Raw genomic sequence first — 21650 nt, forward strand, 5'->3', positions numbered from 1 at the left:
GCATCATGTTCCTGCATGTTCAGGACCCTGGGGGGTGGAAATTTGGTAGCGAATGGGACTAAGGCGACACATCCCCATGCGGTGACCGAGTTGTGTGAGGAAGGTGGCCGTCTTTACGCCAACGCTCTGCGGACAGGACGCGTCTCCCGCGCGGACGCGGAGTCGGTTCCCTGTCTGCTGGACTTCGCCCTCCTGCACCCCGACCCGGACGACGCGAACTGGATGCTTCCGGTTCCACCGTCGGTCGCGCTCGCCCAGCGGCTCAACCCGCTGGAACACGAGATCACCGAGCGCAGACGGATGTCGATCGAGCTGGCCGACGCCTTCGAGCCGTTCATGGCACTGAGCGCCCAGCAGGTGGCCCCGGCGCACTCGATCACTGTCCTGGAGGGGCTCGACCGGATCAACACGGCGCTCGACCTGGCCACGTCCCAGGCTCAGTCCGAGGTGCTCACGGTCCAGCCGAGTCGAGGCCAGCGCCCCGAGAACCGGCTCATCGAGGGGCTGGAACGCGACAGGACCCTCATCGACCGGGGCGTCCGGATCCGGACCCTGTACCAGCACGTCGCCCGGTACAGCCCCGAGCGACTGGCCTACATGGAGCAGTTCGCCGACGGAAAAGTGGAGTACCGCACCATCGACGAACTGGTGGAGCGGCTCATCATCTGTGACGAGGCCGTGGCCTTCATTCCCGTCCGGGACGACCGCCAGGTCGCACTGGAGCTCCGGCACCCCGGCCTCGTCGGCTATCTGATCAAGGTCTTCGAGTTCATGTGGAGCCGTGCGGTCCCGCTGAGCGCCGGCGCTCCCTACGAAACGGCGCCGGACGGCATCACCGACATCCAGCACTCCATAGCCAAGCTCCTCGTCGAGGGACATGTGGACGAGGCGATAGCCCGGCGGCTGGGCATGAACGTGCGCACGTGCCGAGCCCACATAGCGAAGCTCGCGACGGCCTTGGGCAGCGGCAGCCGCGCCCAGCTCGGCTTCCTGATCGCGCAGTCGGGGCTCCTCGACCAAGCGAGCCTCACGCGGAGTCAGGAATCCTCAGGCAGGAGGGAGTGAACGAGTGATCCCGGTGCCACATCCGGAGCACGGCGTGGAGAACCTGTGCGCGGCAGGGACCGAGCTGTACGCACGTGCCCTGCGCGAGGGGTACGTGCTCGGTGTCGACGCCAAGGAAGCGCCCTGCCTGCTCGACTTCGGTCTCCTGCATCCCGCCGTCACGGACCTGGACAGGCTGGAGCCGGTCGCCCCGGCCGTCGCCCTGCACCGCATGCTGCGGATCGCGGAGGAACGCATCGCGGACGAACGACAGCGTGAGGCACGGCTGACCGAGACGTTCGAGCCCCTGATGCGGATCGACGGCCGCCGTACGGGAACCGACGACTCCTCGATGATCAGCGTCCTCAGCGGGCTCGACATGATCAGCCGGGTCATCGGTCAGGCCGTGGCCGCCGGCTCCGAACTGCTGGCCGTCCAGCCGAACACCAGCGACAGACACGCCCAGCCGCCCCCGCCCGTGCATGTCGAGGCCTTCGACCGCGACCAGGCCCTGCTCGACCGCGGCGGCCGGATCCGCACGCTCTACCAGCACACCCTGCGCCACGCGCCCAGCGTCGTGGCCCGCTACGAGCGACTGCACGGCGACGTGGAGGCCCGCAGCCTGGACGAGGTGACGGAGCGTCTGATCATCGTCGACCGGACCGTGGCCTTCATCCCCGCCAACAAGGACCGCACCCTCGCCCTGGAGATCCGTCACCCCGCCCTGATCTCCTTCTTCGTCACCGCCTTCGACCGGCTGTGGCGGCTGGCCACCCCGATGTACCCCCAAGCGGTGCAGCAGCCCACGCGCAACGGCATCACCCCCCGCCAACGAGCCATCGCCGCCCTCCTCGTCGAGGGCCACACCGACGCCGTCATCGCCGACCGCCTCGGCATGAACATCCGCACCGCCCGCGTCCACATCGCCAAACTCGCCGCCACCCTCGGCAGCGAGAGCCGCGCCCAACTCGGCTATCTCATAGGGCAGTCCGGGATTCTCGGCCAGGAGGACACGGCGGAGTGAGCACGGCGGCAGCCCATCCGGAGCACGGCCCGGAAGACCCGTGCCCGGAAGGCATCGAGGTCTACGCACGCGCCCTGCGCGCGGGCGGCATCGACAGGCAGGACGCCTCGCCCGTCCCCTGTCTCCTCGACACCGGGCTGCTGCGGCCCGACGCCCGGGACCCCGCCCGGCTGGAAGCCGTACCGCCCGCCCTCGCCCTGCACCGCATGCTCCGCGCCACCACGGACCGCATGGCGCACGAGCGGCGGCGTGAGCAACGGCTGGCCGAGGCGTTCGCGCCGCTCCTGCGGATCGACGGGCGCGATTCGGCGATCGCGGAGAACCCGGCGATCAGAGTCGTCAGCGGTACCGGCCCCATCAACAAGGCCATCACCGAGGCCATGGCCGGCGCCGTCCACGAACTCCTGTGTGTGCAGCCCAACGTCCACTACAGCGACCGGCGGGGCGCCGCCGCCCAGGTCGTGGCGATGGACCGGGACCAGGCGCTCCTGGACCGCGGTGCCCGTATCCGCACCCTGTACCAGCACACCCAGCGCCATATGCCGCTCGTCCTCGCCCGCTACGAGCAACTCCGCGGCGACGCCGAGGCCCGCTCCCTGGACGAGGTCACCGACCGGCTCATCGTCGCCGACCGGGACGTGGCGTTCATCCCCGCCGACGGGGACGGCACCGTCGCGCTGGAAGTGAGGCACCCGGCCCTGGTGGAGTTCCTGGCCGCCACCTTCGACCGGCTGTGGTGGCAGGCCACGCCCATGTATCCGCAGACCGTCCACCGGCCGAGCCTCAACGGCATCACTCCCCGCCAACGGGCCATCGCCGGACTGCTCGTCGAGGGCCACACCGACGCCGTCATCGCCGACCGCCTCGGCATGAACATCCGCACCGCCCGCGTCCACATCGCCAAACTCGCCGCCACCCTCGGCAGCGAGAGCCGCGCCCAACTGGGCTACCTCATCGGACGGTCCGGGATTCTTGACCGGGAAGCGTGATCGAGGGCACGGCCGTCGGGCCGTCCAGGCCCACCTGCGCTATCCGGACACCCAGTTGCGTACGACTGGCCGCCCCGAGCGTCTCCGACAGCCGCGCGATATGGGCCCGGCAGGTGCGCACGCTGATCCCCAGCCGTTCCGCGATCACCGCGTCCTGGTGGCCCTCGGCCAGCAGTGCGGCGATGGACTGCTCGCGGTGGGAGATGCCCTCGATGCCGGTGTCCGGGAGCGGGGCCGTGAGGGGGATCGCCAGGCGCCACAGCCGCTCGAAGACCGTCAGCAGGTACTCCACCAGCGCCGGGTGCCGCAGCTCCAGGGCGAGGGTGCGGTCGGCGTTCGCGGGGATGAAGGCCACCGTGCGGTCGAAGAGGATCAGCCGGTCGATGACCTCGTCCAGCGTCCGCGCCTGGACCGAGCCGCCCATCAACTCCAGGTAGTTCAGCAGCCCTTGGCCGTGCCGGGCCACATGGGTGTACAGGTCGCGCATCCGCACGCCCCGGCCGCGCAGCGCCAGCGCCCGGTGCAGGCCCTCCGTCAGCTCGTGCTCGGGGCGGATGCCGCCGGGCTGGACGGTGAGGACCTCCGTCGTGCACGCCTCGGTCGCCTCGTCCATCGCGGCCTGGATCCGCGAGAGGCCGTCGAGGACCCGGATCGCGGTCCCCTCACCGGCGCCCGGCACGACACTGGGCCCCAGGCCCGCGTACCGCTCCACCGCCGCGACCGCGTCCCCCACCCGCTGCTGACTCGTGCTGACCTCGTCGTAGACGCCGCGCAGCAGCCGGGTCATGACCTCCTGCGGTGCCGTCGGCACCAGCCAGTCCATGTCGTCGGGGTCCGGGTGCAGCAGGGCCAGTTCCAGCAGACAGGGCACCGGCTCGGCGTCGGCGCGTGGCACGCGGCCGCGCCGTACGGCCCGGGAGTACACCCGATCCCCGGCCTCGCACAGCCGGTCGGCACCGTGGGGATGGTCGTCCGCCCTGAGCCCGGCCATTGCCCATCCCACCCCCGGTTCCCGCGTCTACCGCCCTCTTGTGCTGTTTCCCCATCGGGGCGCAGAAGCCCCCAGGCTCCGCAACTATGCGCGGCCCCGACCCGCTCCGCAACACGGCTACTCGGGCCGACGCCGGGAAAAACGGCCGGTATACCCCGTTACCTCCGGGCCTCCGTCGGTCCGTCTGCAACAAGCTGCTCCCCCGCCCGGCCAGGGCCGTCCCCGTGCGGAACAACCCGCTCCGCGCGTCAACTCCCGGAAATCACGCAGTGATCATCCCGTTACGTGCCGCACTTAACGTCAGGCCATGGCGGACATATTTGACGCATACGCGTTGGCCGACGCGTGGGACGAGATGTTCGAGCGGCCGGGTGAGGTCAGGACCGCCTACGAGCCGGTGCTGGCCGCACTCCAGCCGATCGAACCGAGTGAACTCAGGTTCCGGGCCGACCAGATGGCCCGGGCCTTCACCGACCGGGGCGTGACCTACGCCTTCGCGGGCGAGGAGCGGCCCTGGCCGCTGGACCTCGTGCCCAGGATCCTCGACGCCCTCGAATGGGATCTCATACAACGCGGGGTGAGCCAGAGAGTCAGAGCCCTGGAGGCCTACCTCGCCGACGCCTACGGACCCGCCCGTGCCTTCGAGGACGGAGTCGTGCCCTGGCGGCTGCTGCTGAACTCCCCGCACTTCCACCGCGCCGCGCACGGGCTCGAGCCCACGGGCGGCGTACGCATCCACGTCGCCGGCATCGACCTGGTCCGCGACGAACAGGGGGACTTCCGGGTCCTGGAGGACAACGTCCGGGTTCCCAGCGGCGTGTCGTACGTCATCGAGAACCGGCGCGCCATGACCCGAGTCTTCCCGTCCCTCTTCGCCGAGCAGCACGTGGTTCCCGTCGACGGCTACGCGCAGAAGCTGCTCGCCGCCCTGCGCGCCGCCGCGCCCGACGGCGTCCAGGACCCGCGGGTCGTGGTCCTGACCCCCGGGCCCAGCAACGCCGCCTACTTCGAACACGCCCTGCTCGCCCGGCTGATGGGCGTGCAGCTGGTCGAGGGGCACGACCTGGTGTGCCGGAGCAACCGGGTGTGGATGCGCACGACCCGCGGAGAAGTGCCCGTCCACGTCGTATACCGGCGCCTGGACGACGACTTCCTCGATCCGCTCCACTTCCGCCCCGACTCGGTGATCGGCTGCCCGGGCATCCTCGGCGCGGCCACGGCGGGCCATGTCACCCTCGCCAACGCGGTCGGCAACGGCATCGCGGACGACAAGCTGCTCTACACCTACGTCCCGGACCTGATCCGTTACTACCTCTCCGAGGAACCGATTCTTCCCAATGTGGAGTCCTTCCGGCCCGACGAACCCGGCCAGCTCGAGGCCGTCCTCGACCAGATCGACCGGCTCGTCGTGAAGCCCGTCGACGGGGCCGGCGGCCAGGGCATCGTCATCGGGCCGAAGGCCGACCGCGCAACCCTGGAGAAGACCCGCGAGGCCGTTCGCAAGGACCCCCGCGGTTTCATCGCCCAGCGCCCCGTCGCCCTGTCCACCTCCCCCACCCTGGCGGGCGAGCGCATGGCGCCCCGCCACATCGACCTGCGTCCCTTCGCCGTCAACGACGGCAACGACATCTGGGTCCTGCCCGGCGGCCTGACCCGGGTCGCCCTCCAGGAGGGCAACCTGATCGTCAACTCCAGCCAGGGCGGCGGCTCCAAGGACACCTGGGTGCTCGCCGAGGGTCCCGCGGAGCCGCCCACGCCCGCGAACGGGACCGCCCTCCTGGACATCGCCCCACGTCAGCACGGTCCCGACGGCAACCCCACCGTCGTACAGGAAGGGGCCCAGCAGTGAACGACGTGATCCTCTCGCGGATAGCCGAGGCACTGACCTGGACCGGCCGTTACGTCGAGCGGGCGGACAACACCGGCCGCATTCTCGACGCCTACCTCCACCGGCTGCTGGAGGACCCGTGGCGCGACGAGGACGTGGCCTGCCGGTCGCTGTACGCGATCCTCGGCGTCGACGCGGGCGGCGCCCGGGTCGACATGCAGCAGGTCCTGGACCAGCTCGCCTTCGACGCCCGCTCGACCTGCTCCATCGAGGGCGCCCTCGGCGCGGCCCGGCTGAACGCCCGCAGCGCCCGTGAGGCCGTCTCCTCGGAGATGTGGGAGTGCCTGAACTCCACCTGGCACGCGCTGGCCGACCAGCGGCTCGCGGCCCGCCGTACGGGCCCCTACGCCTATCTGGAACTGGTACGGCGGCGCGCGGCGCTGTTCTTCGGGCTCGCCGACTCCACCATGAGCCGCGACGACAGCTGGCGGTTCGTCGTGCTGGGCCGCAGCCTGGAGCGGGTGGACATGACCGTACGGCTGCTGTCGGTCCGGGTCCTGGACGCGGCCCACGCGCCCGACTGGCCGACCCTGCTGAGCGCCTCGGGCGCCGACGAGGCGTACGCGCGCGTGTACGGCGGCTTCGGCGACACCCCGCGCGTCGCCGAGTTCCTGCTCCTGGACCGCGACTTCCCGCGCTCCGCGCTGCACGCGCTGACGACGGCGGAGGAGTGCCTGACCGCGCTCGGCCGGCCCCGCCAGGACCCCGCGCGCCGCCCGATCGGCCGGATGCGCACCCGTCTCGAATACCTCGACCTGCACGCCCTGGAGGAGCAACTCCCTTTGCTGCTCGGGGACCTGCAAACCGCCTGCATGGCCTCCGCGGAGGCGGTGGCGGAGCGGTTCTTCCCGTACCAGGGGCCCGTCGAGTGGGCCCAGGAAGGAGCGTGAACATGACCACCACCCCCGCGTCCCGACGCCTCCGGATCAAGCACACCACGAAGGTCTCGTACGCCCAGCCCGCGGCCTCGTCCCACAACGAGGTCCGCATGACCCCGCTGACCCTGCCCGCCCAGACCACCCTGGACGCCCGGGTCACCGTCAACCCCACCACGCCCACCTGGTCCTACTGGGACTATTGGGGCACCCAGGTCACCGGCTTCGATCTGATGGACCCGCACGGCCATCTCACCATCACGGCCTCCAGCCTGGTCGAGACGTCCCGGCCGGGGCCGCTGCCGGCCGCGCCCACGTGGGACGAGGTGGCCGAACGCATCGCGGGGTCCCGCCTGCTGGAGTTCGCGAACCCGACGGGCCGTACGACGGTCCCGCCCAAACTGATCAAGAAGGCCCGGAAGGCGGCGGCCGGTCTCGACCCGCACGAGACGGCGGTCGCGGTGTCGGCGCTGGTCGCCGACCGGGTGTCGTACCTCCCCGGCGCGACCAGCGTGAACACCTCCCCCGCGGAGGCCTGGGAGCAGGGCGCCGGCGTCTGCCAGGACATCACCCATCTCACCGTCGCCCTGCTGCGGGGTGCCGGCCTCCCGGCCCGCTATGTCTCCGGCTACCTCCACCCGGAACGCGACGCCGAACTCCACCGGCCCGTCGCCGGGGAGAGCCACGCCTGGATCGAGTACTGGGCGGGCGACTGGTGCGGCTACGACCCCACCAACCGCGTCCGCGCCGACGAGTCCCACGTGGTGGTGGCACGGGGGCGCGACTACGACGACGTGACGCCCCACAAGGGCATCTACCGGGGCGTGCCCGGAGGATCGCCGGAGGTCACGGTGGAGTTCACGCGGGTGGCGTGAGCGGGCGGGCGGAGGGGGGTTCCCTCCGCCCCGGCACGGCTACTTCAGGCCCGCCGCCGCGCAGTCGCTCTTGAACTGCGCGGTGCAGATGTCCTTGATCGTGTAGATGCCGTCCTTGACGACCGTGCTCTTGATGTTGTCCTTCGTCAGGGCGACGACCTGGACGAGCTGGGCCGGGATGCCCTTGTTCGTGGGGCTGTCGACGCTGTCCGTGGCGAGGGCGTCGAACTGGATGCCCTTGCCCTGGACCTTCATGACGGCCATCTCGGCGGCGGCCTCGGCCTCGCCCGGGTACGGCTTGTAGACGCTCATGTACTGCTCGCCCGCGACGATCCGCTGCACCGCGGCCAGCTCGGCGTCCTGGCCGGTGATCGGCGGGAGCTTCGTCATGCCCGCGTCCACCATCGCCTGGATGGCGGCGCCTGCCATGGCGTCGTTGGCGGAGTAGACGGCCTTGATGTTGCCCTTGCCGATCGCGCTGATCGCCTCGGCCATGTCCTTCTGGGCGGTCTCCGGCTTCCAGCCGTCGACGTCGTAGGTCTTGGCGATCGTCACCTTGCCGTTGAGCTCGGACATCGCGCCCGCCTTGAACTGTCCGGCGTTCGGGTCGGAGGGCGAGCCGTTGATCATGACGATCTTGTCGGAGGTGTCGATGCCCGAGCCGATCGCCTCGACGAGGGAGCGGCCCTGCACCTCGCCGACGAGTTCGTTGTCGAAGGAGACGTACGCGTCGATCGGGCCCTCGGCGAGGCGGTCGTAGGCGATGACCGGAATGCCCGCGTCCTTGGCCTTCGTCACCATGCCCGCGATGGCGTGCGAGTCCACGGCGTCCAGCAGGATGACGTCGACCTTCTCGTCGATCATCTGCTGCATCTGGGTGGCCTGCTTCTTGGCGTCGGCCTCACCGTTGGCGTAGAGGGTCTTGCCCTTCTTGTCCGTGAGCTCGGCGACCTTCCGCTGGATGATCGGGTAGTCGAACTCCTCGTAGCGGGTGTTCGTCTTCTCCGGCATCAGCACACCCACGGTGATGTCGTCACCCTTGGTCGGGCTCGCCTCGCTCCCGCTCGCGGCGCCGAGCGCGCCGCAGGCGGCCAGCGAGAGGGTCATCGTGGACGCGGCCACGGCTATGGCGATACGACGCATGGGGCTGCTCACTTCTGGTGCATTCAGGACGCGGGCGCGGCATTGCGGCCCATGTGACTGAAAAGCCAACGCGGGGCCGCCCACCGACGTCAAGCGGAATCACTTAACGAGTGCGCAACGCCACTCTCCGCCGATGGTGTGAAGACTTGGCGCGAACACTAGTACAACCAACTTCACACCTCGCGAGTCGTGATCACAGCAGCCGCACAACTGCTGTTCCCCGTACGACCAGAGGACCGAATGAAGTCAGCCAGACGCACGACCCCAGCGGCCGCGGCCGCGGTCGTGCTCGCCACCGCCGGCGGCCTGCTCGCCGTGACGACGGCCCCCGCCTCCGCGGCCGTCAGCTGCGCCTCCCCCGTGTTCAAGCGGCAGTTCTACGCGAACACGTCCTTTTCCGGCACGCCGAAGAAGACCGACTGCGACAACGCGATCGACCAGAGCTGGAGCGGCGCTCCCGTCTCCGGGCTGCCGAAGGACAACTTCGGCGTCCGCTGGACCGTGACCCGCGACTTCGGCTCCGGCGGGCCGTTCGCGCTCAGCGCCACCGGCCTGGACGGCATGCGCGTGTACGTCGACGGCGTCCGCAAGATCGACCTGTGGAAGAACGTCTCCACCACGGTCAAGAAGACCGCCAACGTGACGATCCCGTCCGGCAGGCACACCCTCCGCGTCGACTACGCCAACTGGACCGGCGCCGCCAAGGTCAAGGTCACCTACGCGCCCCGCACCTCCGCAGACGTCGACAAGGTCAAGCCGCTGGTCCCCACCGGCACTTCGGTCTCGTACGACAAGGCCACCGGCAAGGCCAAGGCAACCTGGGCGAAGAACAAGGAAATGGACCTCGCCGGCTACCGGGTCTACCGGCGCCTGAAGGGCACCCCCTTCGGCACCAAGCCGCTCACGACGACCACCTCCACGTCGTACACCGACAGCACCCTGCCGGCGACCGGCGACACCTACTACTACGAGGTCCGCGCCTACGACAAGGCCGGCAACGAGTCGGGCGGCACCCCCGACCAGGCCGCGGTGACCGCCGACCGGACCGCACCTGCGGCGGCCACCGGGGCGACGGCGCTGGGCACCACGGCGGGCAACTCGGTGACGTGGCAGGCGTCCTCGTCCACGGACGTCGACCACTACGAGGTGTGGGGCGCGCCCGTGGGACAGTCCGACCCCGACGGGCCCCATCCGGTCTGGGGTATCTCCTGGACGGACGTGACGGCGGACGCCGGGACGGCGTACGCGTACAAGGTGCAGGCCGTCGACACGGCCGGGAACTTCGCGCCGGTCTCCGACCCGGCCACCGTCACCCGTCCCGTCGCCTCGGCGGTGCCCGCCCCGACCGGAGTCACCGGCACGCCCGCCGACGCGTCCACCGAGGTGACGTGGACGCCGGCCGACGCCACCGGCTACCGCGTCTACCGCCGTACCGACGTCAACGGCGCCTGGAGCCTGGTGGGCACCGCGTCCGGCACGTCGTACGAGGACACCTCCGCCCCGAAGGGCAAGGCCTTCTACTACGTGGCCGCCGTCGACGCCCAGGGCGCCGACTCGGTGCCCTCCACCGAGGTCACCGTCGACCGGCTCACCCCGGCCACCGCGACCGGCCCGGCCGCGCCGAAGCTGACCCTGGTCACGAACGGGGTGCCGGCGCGCTCCCCCATCCAGGTCACGGCAGCTCCCGGCACGGGTGACGAGGGACGCGTCCTGAAGGGCTATTCGTGGGAGATCTCGGGCGCCTGCGGATCCAGCGGCACCCAGTTCTCCACCACCGGCACCCTCTCCTGGACGGCCCCCTGGAACGGCCCCTGCGTCGCCGAGGTGTACGCCGTGGACGCCTACGGCCGCCAGGGCACGCAGAGCGCCTCGGTGGAGTTCTTCAGCGGCCGCTGACGCACCGCCGCTGACGGCGCATGAAGAAACATGCGGAAGGGGCCCGGAGAGATCTCCGGGCCCCTTCTCGTGGCTTCTCGTGGCTGTGCCTAGTCCTTGGCCCGCTTGGGCCGCCACACCACCAGCGCGCTGGTCTGCTGGACCTCCTGGTACGGCACCAGGTCACGGCGGTACGACGCGTGCACCGCCGCCTCGCGCTGCTGCATGGCCGCCGCGGCCCCCTCGACGGCGGCCTGGAGCTCGGCCACCCTCGACTGGAGCGCGGCGACCTGGTTCTCCAGTTCGATGATGCGCTTGATGCCGGCGAGGTTGATGCCCTCGTCCTGCGACAACTGCTGGACGGTGCGCAGCAGTTCGATGTCGCGGGCCGAGTAGCGCCGGCCCCGGCCCGCGGTGCGGTCCGGTGACACCAGGCCCAGACGGTCGTACTGGCGCAGTGTCTGCGGGTGCAGGCCGGAGAGCTGGGCCGCCACCGAGATGACGTAGACCGGGGTCTCCTCGGTCAGTTCATACGGGTTGCGTCGACGGCCGTCCATCTCGATCAAGCTCCCTTCGCGGCCTGGAACAGCTCCGCCCGTGGATCCTCACCCACGGTCGCCTCGCGATACGCCTCGAGCGCGTCACGAGCCTTCCCCGACAGCTCGGTCGGGACACTCACCTCGACGGTGACCAGCAGATCGCCCCGGGTGCCGTCCTTGCGGACCGCGCCCTTGCCCCGCGCCCGCATGGTGCGGCCGTTGGGCGTGCCCGGGGGCAGTTTCAGCGTCACCGAAGGGCCGCCCAGCGTCGGCACCCTGACCTCGCCGCCGAGCGCCGCCTCCGAGAAGGTCACCGGGACCGTCACCGTGAGGTTGTCGCCCTTGCGGCCGAAGACGGGGTGCGTGTCGACGTGCACGGTGACGTACAAGTCGCCCGCGGGGCCGCCGCGTTCACCGGGCGCCCCCTTTCCGCGCAGCCGGATCCGCTGGCTGTCCGACACCCCGGCCGGGATGCGGACCTGCATGGTGCGGGAGGACTTCGCCCGCCCGGAACCCTTGCAGATCTCACAGGGGTTCTCCGCGATCAGGCCGCGACCCTTGCAGTCCGGGCAGGGGTCCGTGAGGGAGAACCCTCCGCCGGAGCCCCTCGCCACCTGGCCGGTGCCCACGCACGTCGGGCACACGCGCGGGTTGCCGTTGGCGTCGCCGGTGCCCGAGCAGGCCTTGCAGGGGGCCTGCGAGGACATCCTGAGCGGGACCGTCGCGCCCTCGATCGCCTCGGTGAAGCTGAGGGTGACCTCGGTGTCGATGTCCTGGCCGCGCCTGGGCTGGACGCGCGTAGTTCCGGAGCTGCCCCGGTTGAACAGGCCCCCGAAGACGTCTCCGAGTCCGCCGCCGAAGCCGCCGGCTCCCTGGCCCCCGCCCTGGGCGCCGCCTCCGAAGAGGTCGCCCAGGTCGAAGTTGAAGGAGCCGCCCGCGCCGCCCGGCCCCGGGCGGAAGCCGCCGTTGCCGAACAGGGCGCGGGCCTCGTCGTACTCCTTGCGCTTCTTGGGGTCACCGAGGATGTCGTTCGCCTCGGAGATCTCCTTGAAGCGCTCCTCGGCCTTGGTGTTGCCCTTGTTGGCGTCCGGGTGGAACTCGCGGGCGAGCTTCCGGTACGCCTTCTTGATCTCGGCCTCGGTGGCGTCCTTGGGGACGCCGAGGACCTTGTAGTAGTCCTTCTCGATGAAGTCCTTGGTGCTCATCCTCGACGCGCCCCCTTTCCGGTGTCCCGATGGTTCTCTTCGACCTCAGCCCTCCTCAGGGCCGTTGTCCTTGTCGTCGCCGGCCTCGGATCCGTCCTCGGCCTTGACCGTCTGCGCACCCGGCTGCGGTTCGGCCACGGCCACCCGCGCGGGGCGGATGGTGCGCTCGCCGATGCGATACCCAGGCTGCAGAATCGCCACGCACGTCGTCTCGGTGACATCGGGCGCGTAACTGTGCATCAAGGCCTCGTGGATCGTCGGGTCGAAGGGCTCGCCCTCCTTGCCGAACTGCTGCAGGCCCATCTTCGCCGCGACGGTCTCCAGGGACTCCGCGACGGACTTGAACCCGCCGAGAAGTTCACCGTGTTCCCGCGCGCGGCCGATGTCGTCGAGCACGGGCAGGAGTTCGGTCAGGAGGTTCGCGATGGCGATCTCCTTGACCGTGATCCGGTCCCGCTCCACACGGCGGCGGTAGTTCTGGAACTCGGCCTGGAGCCGCTGGAGGTCCGCGGTGCGCTCTTCGAGCGCCTTGCGCACCTGGTCCAGCTGGGCCGTCAGGCCGGCGATCTGGGCACTTGCGTCCCCGGCCGGGGCCGCCCCTTCCTCGGGGGCGGCCTTCGGCTCGGCGTCGTCGGGGGTGGCGCCGGAGGGGACGTCGGGCTTCTCGTCGAAGCCCGGGGTCTCCTCCGTCACGCGGCACCGTCCTTGCGCTCGTCGTCCACGATCTCGGCGTCCACGACGTCGTCGTCCGCCTTGGCCTGGGAGGCCCCGGCGTCGTCGGCGTCACCCGCGCCCTGCGCGGCCTGGGCGTCGGCGTACATGGCCTGGCCGACCTTCTGGGAGACCGCGGCGACCTTCTCGGTGGCGGTGCGGATCTCCGCGGTGTCCTCGCCCTTGAGCGCGGCCTTCAGCTCCTCGACGGCGGACTCGACCTCGGTCTTGACCTCGCCGGGGACCTTGTCCTCGTTGTCCTTGAGGAACTTCTCCGTCTGGTAGACGAGCTGCTCGCCCTGGTTGCGGGTCTCGGCGGCCTCGCGGCGGCGGTGGTCCTCCTCCGCGTACTGCTCGGCCTCCTGGCGCATCCGGTCGACCTCGTCCTTCGGCAGCGAGGAGCCGCCGGTGACGGTCATCTTCTGCTCCTTGCCCGTGCCCAGGTCCTTCGCGGTCACGTGCATGATGCCGTTGGCGTCGATGTCGAAGGCGACCTCGATCTGCGGGACACCGCGCGGGGCCGGCGGCAGACCGGTCAGCTCGAACATCCCGAGCTTCTTGTTGTACGCCGCGATCTCGCGCTCGCCCTGGTAGACCTGGATCTGGACGGAGGGCTGGTTGTCCTCGGCGGTGGTGAAGATCTCGGACCGCTTGGTCGGGATCGTCGTGTTCCGCTCGATGAGCTTGGTCATGATGCCGCCCTTGGTCTCGATACCCAGGGACAGCGGGGTCACGTCGAGGAGCAGGACGTCCTTGACCTCACCCTTGAGGACACCGGCCTGGAGGGCGGCGCCGATGGCGACGACCTCGTCCGGGTTGACGCCCTTGTTGGCGTCCTTGCCGCCGGTGAGCTCCTTGACGAGCTCGGCGACGGCGGGCATACGGGTGGAGCCACCGACGAGGACGACGTGGTCGATCTCGTTGATGGAGACGCCGGCGTCCTTCATGACGTTGAAGAACGGGGTCTTGCAGCGCTCCAGGAGGTCCGCGGTCAGCTGCTGGAACTGAGCCCGGGTGAGCTTCTCGTCCAGGTGCAGCGGGCCCTCGGCGGAGGCCGTGATGTAGGGCAGGTTGATCGAGGTCTCGGTGGAGCTGGACAGCTCGATCTTGGCCTTCTCGGCGGCCTCGCGGAGGCGCTGGAGGGCCATCTTGTCCTTGGCGAGGTCCACGCCGTGACCGGACTTGAACTGCTGCACCAGGTAGTCGACGACGCGCTGGTCCCAGTCGTCACCACCGAGGTGGTTGTCACCGTTGGTGGCCTTCACCTCGACGACGCCGTCGCCGATCTCGAGGAGGGACACGTCGAAGGTGCCGCCACCGAGGTCGAAGACGAGGATCGTCTGGTCGTCCTTGTCGAGGCCGTACGCGAGCGCGGCCGCGGTGGGCTCGTTGACGATACGCAGGACGTTCAGGCCCGCGATCTCGCCGGCCTCCTTGGTCGCCTGACGCTCGGAGTCGTTGAAGTACGCCGGGACGGTGATGACCGCGTCGGTCACCTTCTCGCCCAGGTAGGACTCGGCGTCCCGCTTCAGCTTCTGGAGGATGAACGCGGAGATCTGCTGCGGGTTGAAGGGCTTCCCGTCCAGCTCCATCTTCCAGTCGGTGCCCATGTGACGCTTCACCGAACGGATGGTCCGGTCCACGTTGGTGACCGCCTGGCGCTTGGCCACCTCGCCGACCAGCACTTCGCCGTTCTTCGCGAAGGCGACGACGGACGGCGTGGTCCTGGCACCCTCGGCGTTGGTGATGACGGTGGGCTCGCCGCCTTCGAGAACGCTGACGACGGAGTTAGTCGTGCCCAGGTCGATGCCGACCGCACGTGCCATGGTTGATTCCTCCAGCTGACTTGAGTGGAACGGACTCAAGTGTGCACGACCGCCCCGGCTCGGTCAACAGACCTGAGTCGTACGGGCTCAACTCTTATCCGTTCCTTACACGCAACTGGGTCGTGACCTGCGGCGATACCCGGCGCGGCGCCAGGTTGGACTTCACGTTCGGCTTGACGCGAAGCAGTACGAGCACGACGACCAGGGCGATCCCGGCGACCCACAGGGCCGCGGTCGCGGCGATCCACCCGAGGTGCACGAGGGCCCCGACGAGTACCCCGCCGAAGGCCGCGACACCCAGGACGACGGACGCCCCCTGCGGAGTGAGCCCGAGCCGTCGCAGCCGGTGGGCGAGATGGTCGGGGGCGGCACGCAGCAGCGGCCGCCCAGACAGCCCGCGGGCGAGCACGACGAGTACGACGTCGGCGGCCACCACCACGTTCAGCGCGAACAACACCCCCGCACCGGAGCCGAGTTCCTGCCCCGCGCGGGTCGCCACGGCCGCGGAGGCCAGCACGAACCCGGTGAACAGGGCCCCGCACGCGCCGAGTCCCACCCGCGCCGGATGCCAGTTGTGCATCAGGAACCCGGTCAGCGCGGCGGCCAGCACGCTCAGCAGGACGGCCACCCCGTCCATCACCCCGGCCGCCGCACAGGCCCCGGCCCCGAAGGCGGTGACGACCCCGACGGTCCCGGCGAGCCCGTCGGCGTGGTCCAGCGCCTTGAACCCGAGGGCGACGAAGACGATCCAGCCGGCCGCGAGCAGCCCGGCGGGCACCCCCGTCTGCTCGTACGGCACGACACACACCGCCGCCACCGCCGTACCGCCCACGAGGAACCGCGCCTTGACCCGCCGTACGTCGGCGACGAGCCCAAGGAGGGCGACGGCGGCCCCGGCGACGAGCAGCCGCGTGACCTCGGGCCCCAGGGGGGTGACCCCCTTCCAGTCCCCGACCGCCGCGACCAGACAGGTGGCGGCGACCACCGCCACGCCGCCGGACAGCGGCATGGGTCGCCGCCATCGCCGGTCGACGATCCCGAGACGCAGGGCGACCACCCGCAGCACGGCGGTGAGCACGGCGGCGAGGAGCAGGGCGGAGGTGGCGGCGAGGATCCCGTAGAGCACAAGCCCAAATTAGCGGTGTATGCACCAATTCATCACGAATAACACGATCGGGTTTTAAGGTAACCCTCAGCGATTCAGATCACCCTGTGCCCGGCTACAGTGCGGCAGAAGATGGGGGTAGTCTCAGACGGACTGCATAAGTTACCGCTTAGTAATCTCGCTCGTAGAACCCTCGCAGGCCCGAGGAGCCCCGAAATGCAACTCGCCGCGATCATCGTGTCGCTGGTACTGACCGTGGTCGGCGTGGCACTGCTCGCACGCGCCATCGGCCAGTTCGTCCGGTACTTCAAGCTGGGCCAGCCCGTGCCCGCCGGAAGCAGGACCGACAACCCCTACGCCCGCAGTGTGACGCTGGTGAAGGAGTTCCTCGGCCACACCCGGATGAACCGGTGGGGCATCGTCGGCTTCGCCCACTGGTTCGTGGCGGTCGGCTTCCTGACGCTGCCGCCGACCCTCGCGCAGGCGTTCGGCCAGCTCTTCAAGGCCGACTGGGTGCTGCCGGTCATCGGCGAGTTCCTGCCGTTCGAGATGTACATCGAGTTCATCGGTGTCATGACCGTGCTCGGCATCGCCGCGCTCATCGTGATCCGCCTGCTGAGCCTGCCCTCCCGCCCCGGCCGCAAGTCCCGCTTCGCGGGCTCCAAGGCGGGTCAGGCGTACTTCGTCGAGTACGTCATCCTCACCATCGGCCTCGCCATCTACGTGCTGCGCGGCCTCGAGGGCGCGCTGCACCACGTGGAGGGCTACGAGGCCGGGTACTTCGCCTCGTACCCGCTGGTGCTGGCCTTCAAGGGCCTGAGCGTCTCCGCGCTGCAGAACCTCGTCTACCTCGTCGCGACGATCAAGATCGGCACGTCCTTCGTGTGGATGATCGTCGTCTCTCTCAACACCAACATGGGTGTGGCCTGGCACCGCTTCCTGGCCTTCCCGAACATCTGGTTCAAGCGCAACGCGGACGGTTCCACCGCCCTGGGTGCCCTCCAGCCGATGACGTCCGGCGGCAAGCCGATCGACTTCACCGACCCCGGTGACGACGACGTCTTCGGCGTCTCCCAGGTCGAGCAGTTCTCCTGGAAGGGCCTGCTGGACTTCTCCACCTGCACCGAGTGCGGCCGCTGCCAGTCGCAGTGCCCCGCGTGGAACACCGGCAAGCCGCTCTCCCCCAAGCTCCTGATCATGTCCCTGCGCGACCACGCGCACGCCAAGGCCCCGTACCTGCTGGCCGGCGGCGGCAAGACCATGGAGGGCGAGGAGAAGGCGTCCGAGGAGCAGCTGGCCGGTGTGCCCGCGTCCGCCCTCGCCGAGGCCGAGCGCCCGCTGATCGGCACCGCCGACGAGAACGGCGTCATCGACCCGGACGTCCTGTGGTCCTGCACCACCTGCGGCGCCTGCGTCGAGCAGTGCCCCGTCGACATCGAGCACGTCGACCACATCGTCGACATGCGCCGCTACCAGGTGATGATCGAGAGCGCGTTCCCGTCCGAGGCGGGCACCATGCTCAAGAACCTGGAGAAGAAGGGCAACCCCTGGGGCCTGGCGAAGAAGCAGCGCCTGGAGTGGCTCAAGGAGGTCGAGTTCGAGGTCCCGGTCGTCGGCCAGGACATCGAGGACCTCACCGAGGTCGAGTACCTGTACTGGGTCGGCTGCGCCGGTGCCCTGGAGGACCGGGCCAAGAAGACCACGAAGGCCTTCGCCGAGCTGCTCCACATCGCGGGCGTCAAGTTCGCGATCATGGGCGGCGACGAGAAGTGCACCGGTGACTCGGCCCGCCGCCTCGGCAACGAGCCCCTGTTCCAGGAGCTCGGCATGGAGAACGTCATGGCGCTGAACATGGCGTTCGGCGAGGAGCTCGACGACGACGGGAAGGTGGTCCCGGAGTCCGCCAAGCCGAAGTCGGCCAAGAAGATCGTCGCGACCTGCCCGCACTGCCTCAACACCATCGGCAACGAGTACCCGCAGCTCGGCGGCGACTACGAGGTCATCCACCACACCCAGCTGCTCCAGCACCTGGTGGACGAGGGCAAGCTGGTCCCGGTCACGCCGGTCGAGGGCATCATCACCTACCACGACCCGTGCTACCTGGGCCGCCACAACAAGATCTACACACCGCCGCGCGAGATCATCGCCAACGTCCCGGGCCTGCGGAACGAGGAGATGCACCGCCACAAGGAGCGCGGCTTCTGCTGTGGCGCCGGTGGCGCGCGGATGTGGATGGAGGAGCGGATCGGCAAGCGCATCAACAACGAGCGTGTCGACGAAGCCCTTTCGCTGAACCCCGACATCGTGTCGACGGCCTGCCCGTTCTGCCTGGTGATGCTCACGGACTCCGTGAACGGCAAGAAGAACGACGGCAAGGCCAAGGAGTCCATCCAGGTCGTGGATGTCGCCCAGTTGCTGCTGGAGTCCGTGCGGACCCCGGTCGACCCGGAGGACGCGGCGGAGACGGCGAACGAGCCGGAACCCGAGCCGGTGAAGTAGGAGCCGGTGAAGTAGCGGTCATACGACGGTGCTTTTCGGCGCCCTCGGGTCCCACTGGGCCCGGGGGCGCCGCGTTTTTCAGGTCTCCGCTCAGAAGTGGGTGGCGATCCCGAAGACCCGCCGGAGCTGAGCCATGTCGTGCCGGTCGCGCTCCGAGGGGCTCGTACCCGTGGTGGAAGTAGACCTGCTGCTCGGCGGACAGACACGGAACGGTCGTCCCGCCGACGGTCCCCGTCACAAAACAGGAGGCCGGATAGCCGAAGGGCCGCTCCGGCTCCCCGGACGCCTGCACGGCGGAGCCGTCCTCGGCGAAGACCAGCGGATGCAGATCGATCTCCCGCCCGTCGGGGGCGGTGAGCACGAACCGGACCGGCCGCCAGTCCAGGCTTTCCACGAACCCGTCGGCGGCCAGCGCCGCCACGACGGACGGCTCCTGCTCCTGCCGGTGCATCAGATCCAGGTCACGGTGATCCCGGGTCCGCCTGCCGACCAGCGCGTCGATCCCCCAGCCGCCACCGACCCAGACCTCCGCGCCGGCCCGCCGCAACAGGTCCAGGACATGCAGCACATCGTCAGCGTCCACCGCTCGCCCGCCCTCAGCTCTCATCGATACTCCGGCCCGCCACCAGCATGTACGTCAGCACCAGGAGCCCGAAGCCGCCCGCCCCGAGGAGCCCCTCCGCCACGCTCACCTCGTCGCCCAGCAGCAAGGGGCGCCAGCCGGCGAAGACCGCGGTGATCAGGACGGCGTACACCGTCTGGACCGGCGCGGACCAGGCCAGCTCCTGAAGGGCCCGGGGGCCCGGCGTGAAGGTGAAGAGCAGGGCGAAAACGCCGACGGTGACCATGGCCAGCACGAACGCGAGCAGCGCGTCCCGGCCGTTCGCCCCGTCCGGGAACGCCTCCCAGCGCCCCGCGGCGAGCGTCCGCAGGTCCTCGCGCTCATGGACGTACCCGCCGAGTTCCGGCGCCGACCGGGCCCACAGCACCTCCACCTCGGTACCGGCGCGCGGCTCGTCGTGGGTGTACGCGCGTGTGGCGAGCCGTGCGGGGCCGTCCGGTACGGCGATCACCAGACGGGACATGTATCCCCGTACGACGTCCTCGCTCAGGTCCGCGCGGACCGCCCGCGGACGCTCCACCACCCTCGCCGTGCTCACCTCGGCGCCCGCGTCCCGCAGTTCGGCCACCCGTTCGTTCGCCGCCGTGGCCGTCATGAGCCCGACGAAGAGGGCACCGCACGCGAAGGTCACCAGCAGCCAGACGGCACCGCCGCGGGCCCGGATCCAGCCCGCCGAGTCGAAGGAGAACCCCAGCGCCTCCTCGAGAGCGCCGCCGGACCCGGACTTCTCCAGGACCACACGCGCGGACCCGCGCCGCAGTCCCCACAGCGCCCCCGCCCGCAGCACCGCGCATCCGGCCGCGACCGCGCCCCACACCAGCGGCCCCGTCCACGGCCGGGGCGTGGACGCCACTCCCAGCAGCCACCAGCAGGCCACCGCCGCCGCGACCCACCCCACCAGCCCGCCCAGCCGGACCGTCCAGACCAGCGCGAACCGCACGCTTTCCGCCTCTCCCCCGTCGACGGCGCACGCAGGGCTGTCGCCGTATGTCGAACAAGTGCATCATTGCCGGGGTCGTTGTCAATGATGCTGACGAGGTGAGCGGTGCGCGTGCGGATCGTGCGGAGAGACGTGATGTGTACGGCGCCCCCGGGCGGCACCCTGGTCACCGCCGTCGCCGCCCTCGCCACCACCCTCCTCCTCGCCGCCTGCGGCCCCACCCAGCACACCGGATCGGCGGACCGCACTCCCGTACCGATCGCCGACGCCCCGGCCCGGCTCCCGGTGCCGAAGGGCCAGGGCAGCAGGACCCCGGACGACTTCAACGGCGACGGCCACCGCGACCTCGTCCTGGGCGACCTGGTCAAGGCACAGGCCCACGCCGACGACCCCGGCATCGGCATCGTCTACGGCAGCGAGCGCGGACTGGTCCCGGGCGCACGGCAGTTGATCACCCCGAGCGGACAGGGCGCGGCCACCGACGGCCAACTCCCCGCCCTGTTCGACGCGGAGGCCACCTGCGACCTGGACAAGGACGGCTTCACGGACCTCGTCGTCTCCACCGACCCGCCCTACGACGGCCAGGGCCGGCCCCCGGTCCCGCTCCAGATCCTCTTCGGCTCCCCGACCGGCCTGTCGGGCAAGGCCGTTCACCTCACCGTCCCGCCCGCCGCCCGCGTCGGCAACGACTGGCCCGACCAGCCGGTCTGCGGCGACTTCGACGGCGACGGCGCCAAGGACCTGGTCCTGCACGCCACCGGCGGCCATCTCTCCTATCTGCGCGGCCCGTTCACCCGCAAGGGCACTCCGCGCAAGGCAGACGCCCCGATCCAGTCGCCCGGCGAGGTCCCCACGGGTCCTGCCGCCGACGTCGACCGCGACGGCCACGACGACCTGATCGTCCGTACGGCACAGGGCACCGGCCCCTCCGCCGTGGTCCTCGGCGGTCCGGCCGGCCCGACCCGCACCGGAGCCGTCCTGCCGTCCGGCATCGACGTGGCCCTCGGCTCCTTCGGCCGCGGCAAGGCCCTGGACGCGGCGGTCGGCGCCATGGGCGGAACGTCACTGCGCTACGACCTCCCCACCGCGTCGAAGGGGCTCCCTGGACTCCCCCGGCTCGGTCCTGGACGCCGCCGACTTCGACGGCGACGGCCTGAGCGACCTGGTCTCCAGCGGCTCGCGCCTGCGCATCTTCCCAGGCCGTACGACAGGGCTCTCCACTCGGACGACGGCCACCGTCGAACCCCCCGCCACCGGCACCAGCCGGGTCCTCGCGGTCGGCGACTTCGACGGCGACGGCCGGGCGGACCTGGCGGTACGGACGTACCGGAGCGAGACGAAGGACACGGTCGCCGTCTTCCCCGGCGCGAAGAAGGGGCTCGTGAGCCCCGAACCGGCCGTCACCTTCTCCACGTCCGCGTTCCTCAGCCCCTGACGTCAGCGGGGGCGTCAGGGTGGTGTCGCCGGGGGCGTCGCCCAACTCCCGTCGGAAACGCTCG

Annotated in this window: 16 protein-coding genes and 2 pseudogenes; 9 read left to right on the plus strand and 9 right to left on the minus strand. The window is 70.3% G+C overall.

All coding sequences use genetic code 11. The features are described 5' to 3' along the window. The first annotated feature begins 15 nt into the window (after positions 1-15). The 3 genes from M2157_RS22620 to M2157_RS22630 are packed head-to-tail and all read left to right on the plus strand — an operon-like array spanning position 16 to position 3057. Complete coding sequence (locus M2157_RS22620; RefSeq protein WP_280863476.1) at positions 16-1065, plus strand: helix-turn-helix transcriptional regulator; 1050 nt, start codon at positions 16-18, stop codon at positions 1063-1065. Between the two features lie 4 nt (positions 1066-1069). Next, positions 1070-2068, plus strand: a complete 999-nt coding sequence (locus M2157_RS22625) for a helix-turn-helix transcriptional regulator (protein ID WP_280866073.1) — start codon at positions 1070-1072, stop codon at positions 2066-2068. Further along, complete coding sequence (locus M2157_RS22630) at positions 2065-3057, plus strand: LuxR family transcriptional regulator (RefSeq protein WP_280866074.1); 993 nt, start codon at positions 2065-2067, stop codon at positions 3055-3057. Before M2157_RS22625 ends, M2157_RS22630 begins: the two co-directional genes overlap by 4 nt. On the opposite strand, the gene M2157_RS22635 is transcribed toward M2157_RS22630, so the two are convergent. Further along, entirely contained in the window at positions 3020-4048 is a 1029-nt protein-coding gene (locus tag M2157_RS22635) for a LuxR C-terminal-related transcriptional regulator (protein WP_280866075.1), read from the minus strand. The genes M2157_RS22630 and M2157_RS22635 overlap by 38 nt on opposite strands. 307 nt (positions 4049-4355) lie before the next feature. On the opposite strand from M2157_RS22635, the gene M2157_RS22640 reads away from it, so the two are divergent. Genes M2157_RS22640 through M2157_RS22650 form a run of 3 tightly spaced genes read left to right on the plus strand, consistent with a single transcriptional unit; the run spans position 4356 to position 7686 of the window. Further along, positions 4356-5897: a circularly permuted type 2 ATP-grasp protein gene (locus tag M2157_RS22640; RefSeq protein WP_280863480.1), complete on the plus strand. Its 1542-nt coding sequence runs from the start codon at positions 4356-4358 to the stop codon at positions 5895-5897. Then, a complete protein-coding gene (locus M2157_RS22645) occupies positions 5894-6826 on the plus strand; it encodes an alpha-E domain-containing protein (RefSeq protein ID WP_266516157.1) in 933 nt (310 codons plus the stop codon). The genes M2157_RS22640 and M2157_RS22645 overlap by 4 nt, the downstream gene beginning before the upstream one ends. A 2-nt stretch (positions 6827-6828) precedes the next feature. Then, entirely contained in the window at positions 6829-7686 is an 858-nt protein-coding gene (locus M2157_RS22650; protein WP_280863481.1) for a transglutaminase family protein, read from the plus strand. Positions 7687-7725: 39 nt separating this feature from the next. Here M2157_RS22650 and M2157_RS22655 read toward each other — a convergent pair whose 3' ends face one another. Next, the gene (locus M2157_RS22655) at positions 7726-8829 is read right to left on the minus strand and encodes a substrate-binding domain-containing protein (protein WP_280863482.1); all 1104 of its coding nucleotides are present in this window, start codon (positions 8827-8829) and stop codon (positions 7726-7728) included. A gap of 240 nt (positions 8830-9069) precedes the next feature. Between M2157_RS22655 and M2157_RS22660 the strand changes: the two genes are divergently transcribed. Continuing rightward, positions 9070-10725, plus strand: a complete 1656-nt coding sequence (locus M2157_RS22660) for a PA14 domain-containing protein (RefSeq protein WP_280863483.1) — start codon at positions 9070-9072, stop codon at positions 10723-10725. 89 nt (positions 10726-10814) lie between these two features. Here the strand turns inward: M2157_RS22660 and M2157_RS22665 are convergent, their stop codons facing one another. The 5 genes from M2157_RS22665 to M2157_RS22685 all read right to left on the minus strand — a co-directional run bounded on the left by M2157_RS22665 (position 10815) and on the right by M2157_RS22685 (position 16111). Then, positions 10815-11261, minus strand: a complete 447-nt coding sequence (locus tag M2157_RS22665; RefSeq protein ID WP_123762115.1) for a helix-turn-helix domain-containing protein — start codon at positions 11259-11261, stop codon at positions 10815-10817. Positions 11262-11266: 5 nt separating this feature from the next. Further along, a complete protein-coding gene (dnaJ, locus tag M2157_RS22670; protein WP_280863484.1) occupies positions 11267-12448 on the minus strand; it encodes a molecular chaperone DnaJ in 1182 nt (393 codons plus the stop codon). A 45-nt stretch (positions 12449-12493) separates the two neighbouring features. Continuing rightward, entirely contained in the window at positions 12494-13141 is a 648-nt protein-coding gene (grpE, locus tag M2157_RS22675) for a nucleotide exchange factor GrpE (protein WP_280863485.1), read from the minus strand. Then, positions 13138-14985, minus strand: a complete 1848-nt coding sequence (gene dnaK, locus M2157_RS22680; RefSeq protein WP_280863486.1) for a molecular chaperone DnaK — start codon at positions 14983-14985, stop codon at positions 13138-13140. Before dnaK ends, grpE begins: the two co-directional genes overlap by 4 nt. Positions 14986-15079: 94 nt before the next feature. Further along, positions 15080-16111, minus strand: coding sequence for an MraY family glycosyltransferase (locus tag M2157_RS22685; RefSeq protein WP_280866076.1), 1032 nt, complete (start codon positions 16109-16111; stop codon positions 15080-15082). Between the two features lie 195 nt (positions 16112-16306). On the opposite strand from M2157_RS22685, the gene M2157_RS22690 reads away from it, so the two are divergent. Continuing rightward, entirely contained in the window at positions 16307-18589 is a 2283-nt protein-coding gene (locus tag M2157_RS22690) for a 4Fe-4S dicluster domain-containing protein (protein WP_280863488.1), read from the plus strand. Positions 18590-18679: 90 nt separating this feature from the next. Here the strand turns inward: M2157_RS22690 and M2157_RS22695 are convergent. Next, a pseudogene (locus M2157_RS22695) lies at positions 18680-19172 on the minus strand (amino acid transporter). 13 nt (positions 19173-19185) lie between these two features. After that, entirely contained in the window at positions 19186-20151 is a 966-nt protein-coding gene (locus tag M2157_RS22700; RefSeq protein WP_280866077.1) for a hypothetical protein, read from the minus strand. Positions 20152-20286: 135 nt separating this feature from the next. On the opposite strand from M2157_RS22700, the pseudogene M2157_RS22705 reads away from it, so the two are divergent. After that, a pseudogene (locus M2157_RS22705) lies at positions 20287-21586 on the plus strand (VCBS repeat-containing protein). The last annotated feature ends 64 nt before the right edge of the window (positions 21587-21650 follow it).

This window comes from Streptomyces sp. SAI-127, assembly GCF_029894425.1.
Taxonomy (GTDB): Bacteria; Actinomycetota; Actinomycetes; order Streptomycetales; family Streptomycetaceae; genus Streptomyces.

Coding starts and splice junctions, on each gene's coding strand:
- dnaK (WP_280863486.1), bottom strand. CDS start 14,985: ATGGCACGTGCGGTCGGCATCGACCTGGGCACGACTAACTCCGTCGTC.
- M2157_RS22655 (WP_280863482.1), bottom strand. CDS start 8,829: ATGCGTCGTATCGCCATAGCCGTGGCCGCGTCCACGATGACCCTCTCG.
- M2157_RS22660 (WP_280863483.1), top strand. CDS start 9,070: ATGAAGTCAGCCAGACGCACGACCCCAGCGGCCGCGGCCGCGGTCGTG.
- M2157_RS22665 (WP_123762115.1), bottom strand. CDS start 11,261: ATGGACGGCCGTCGACGCAACCCGTATGAACTGACCGAGGAGACCCCG.
- M2157_RS22620 (WP_280863476.1), top strand. CDS start 16: ATGTTCAGGACCCTGGGGGGTGGAAATTTGGTAGCGAATGGGACTAAG.
- M2157_RS22650 (WP_280863481.1), top strand. CDS start 6,829: ATGACCACCACCCCCGCGTCCCGACGCCTCCGGATCAAGCACACCACG.
- M2157_RS22690 (WP_280863488.1), top strand. CDS start 16,307: ATGCAACTCGCCGCGATCATCGTGTCGCTGGTACTGACCGTGGTCGGC.
- dnaJ (WP_280863484.1), bottom strand. CDS start 12,448: ATGAGCACCAAGGACTTCATCGAGAAGGACTACTACAAGGTCCTCGGC.
- M2157_RS22635 (WP_280866075.1), bottom strand. CDS start 4,048: ATGGCCGGGCTCAGGGCGGACGACCATCCCCACGGTGCCGACCGGCTG.
- M2157_RS22640 (WP_280863480.1), top strand. CDS start 4,356: ATGGCGGACATATTTGACGCATACGCGTTGGCCGACGCGTGGGACGAG.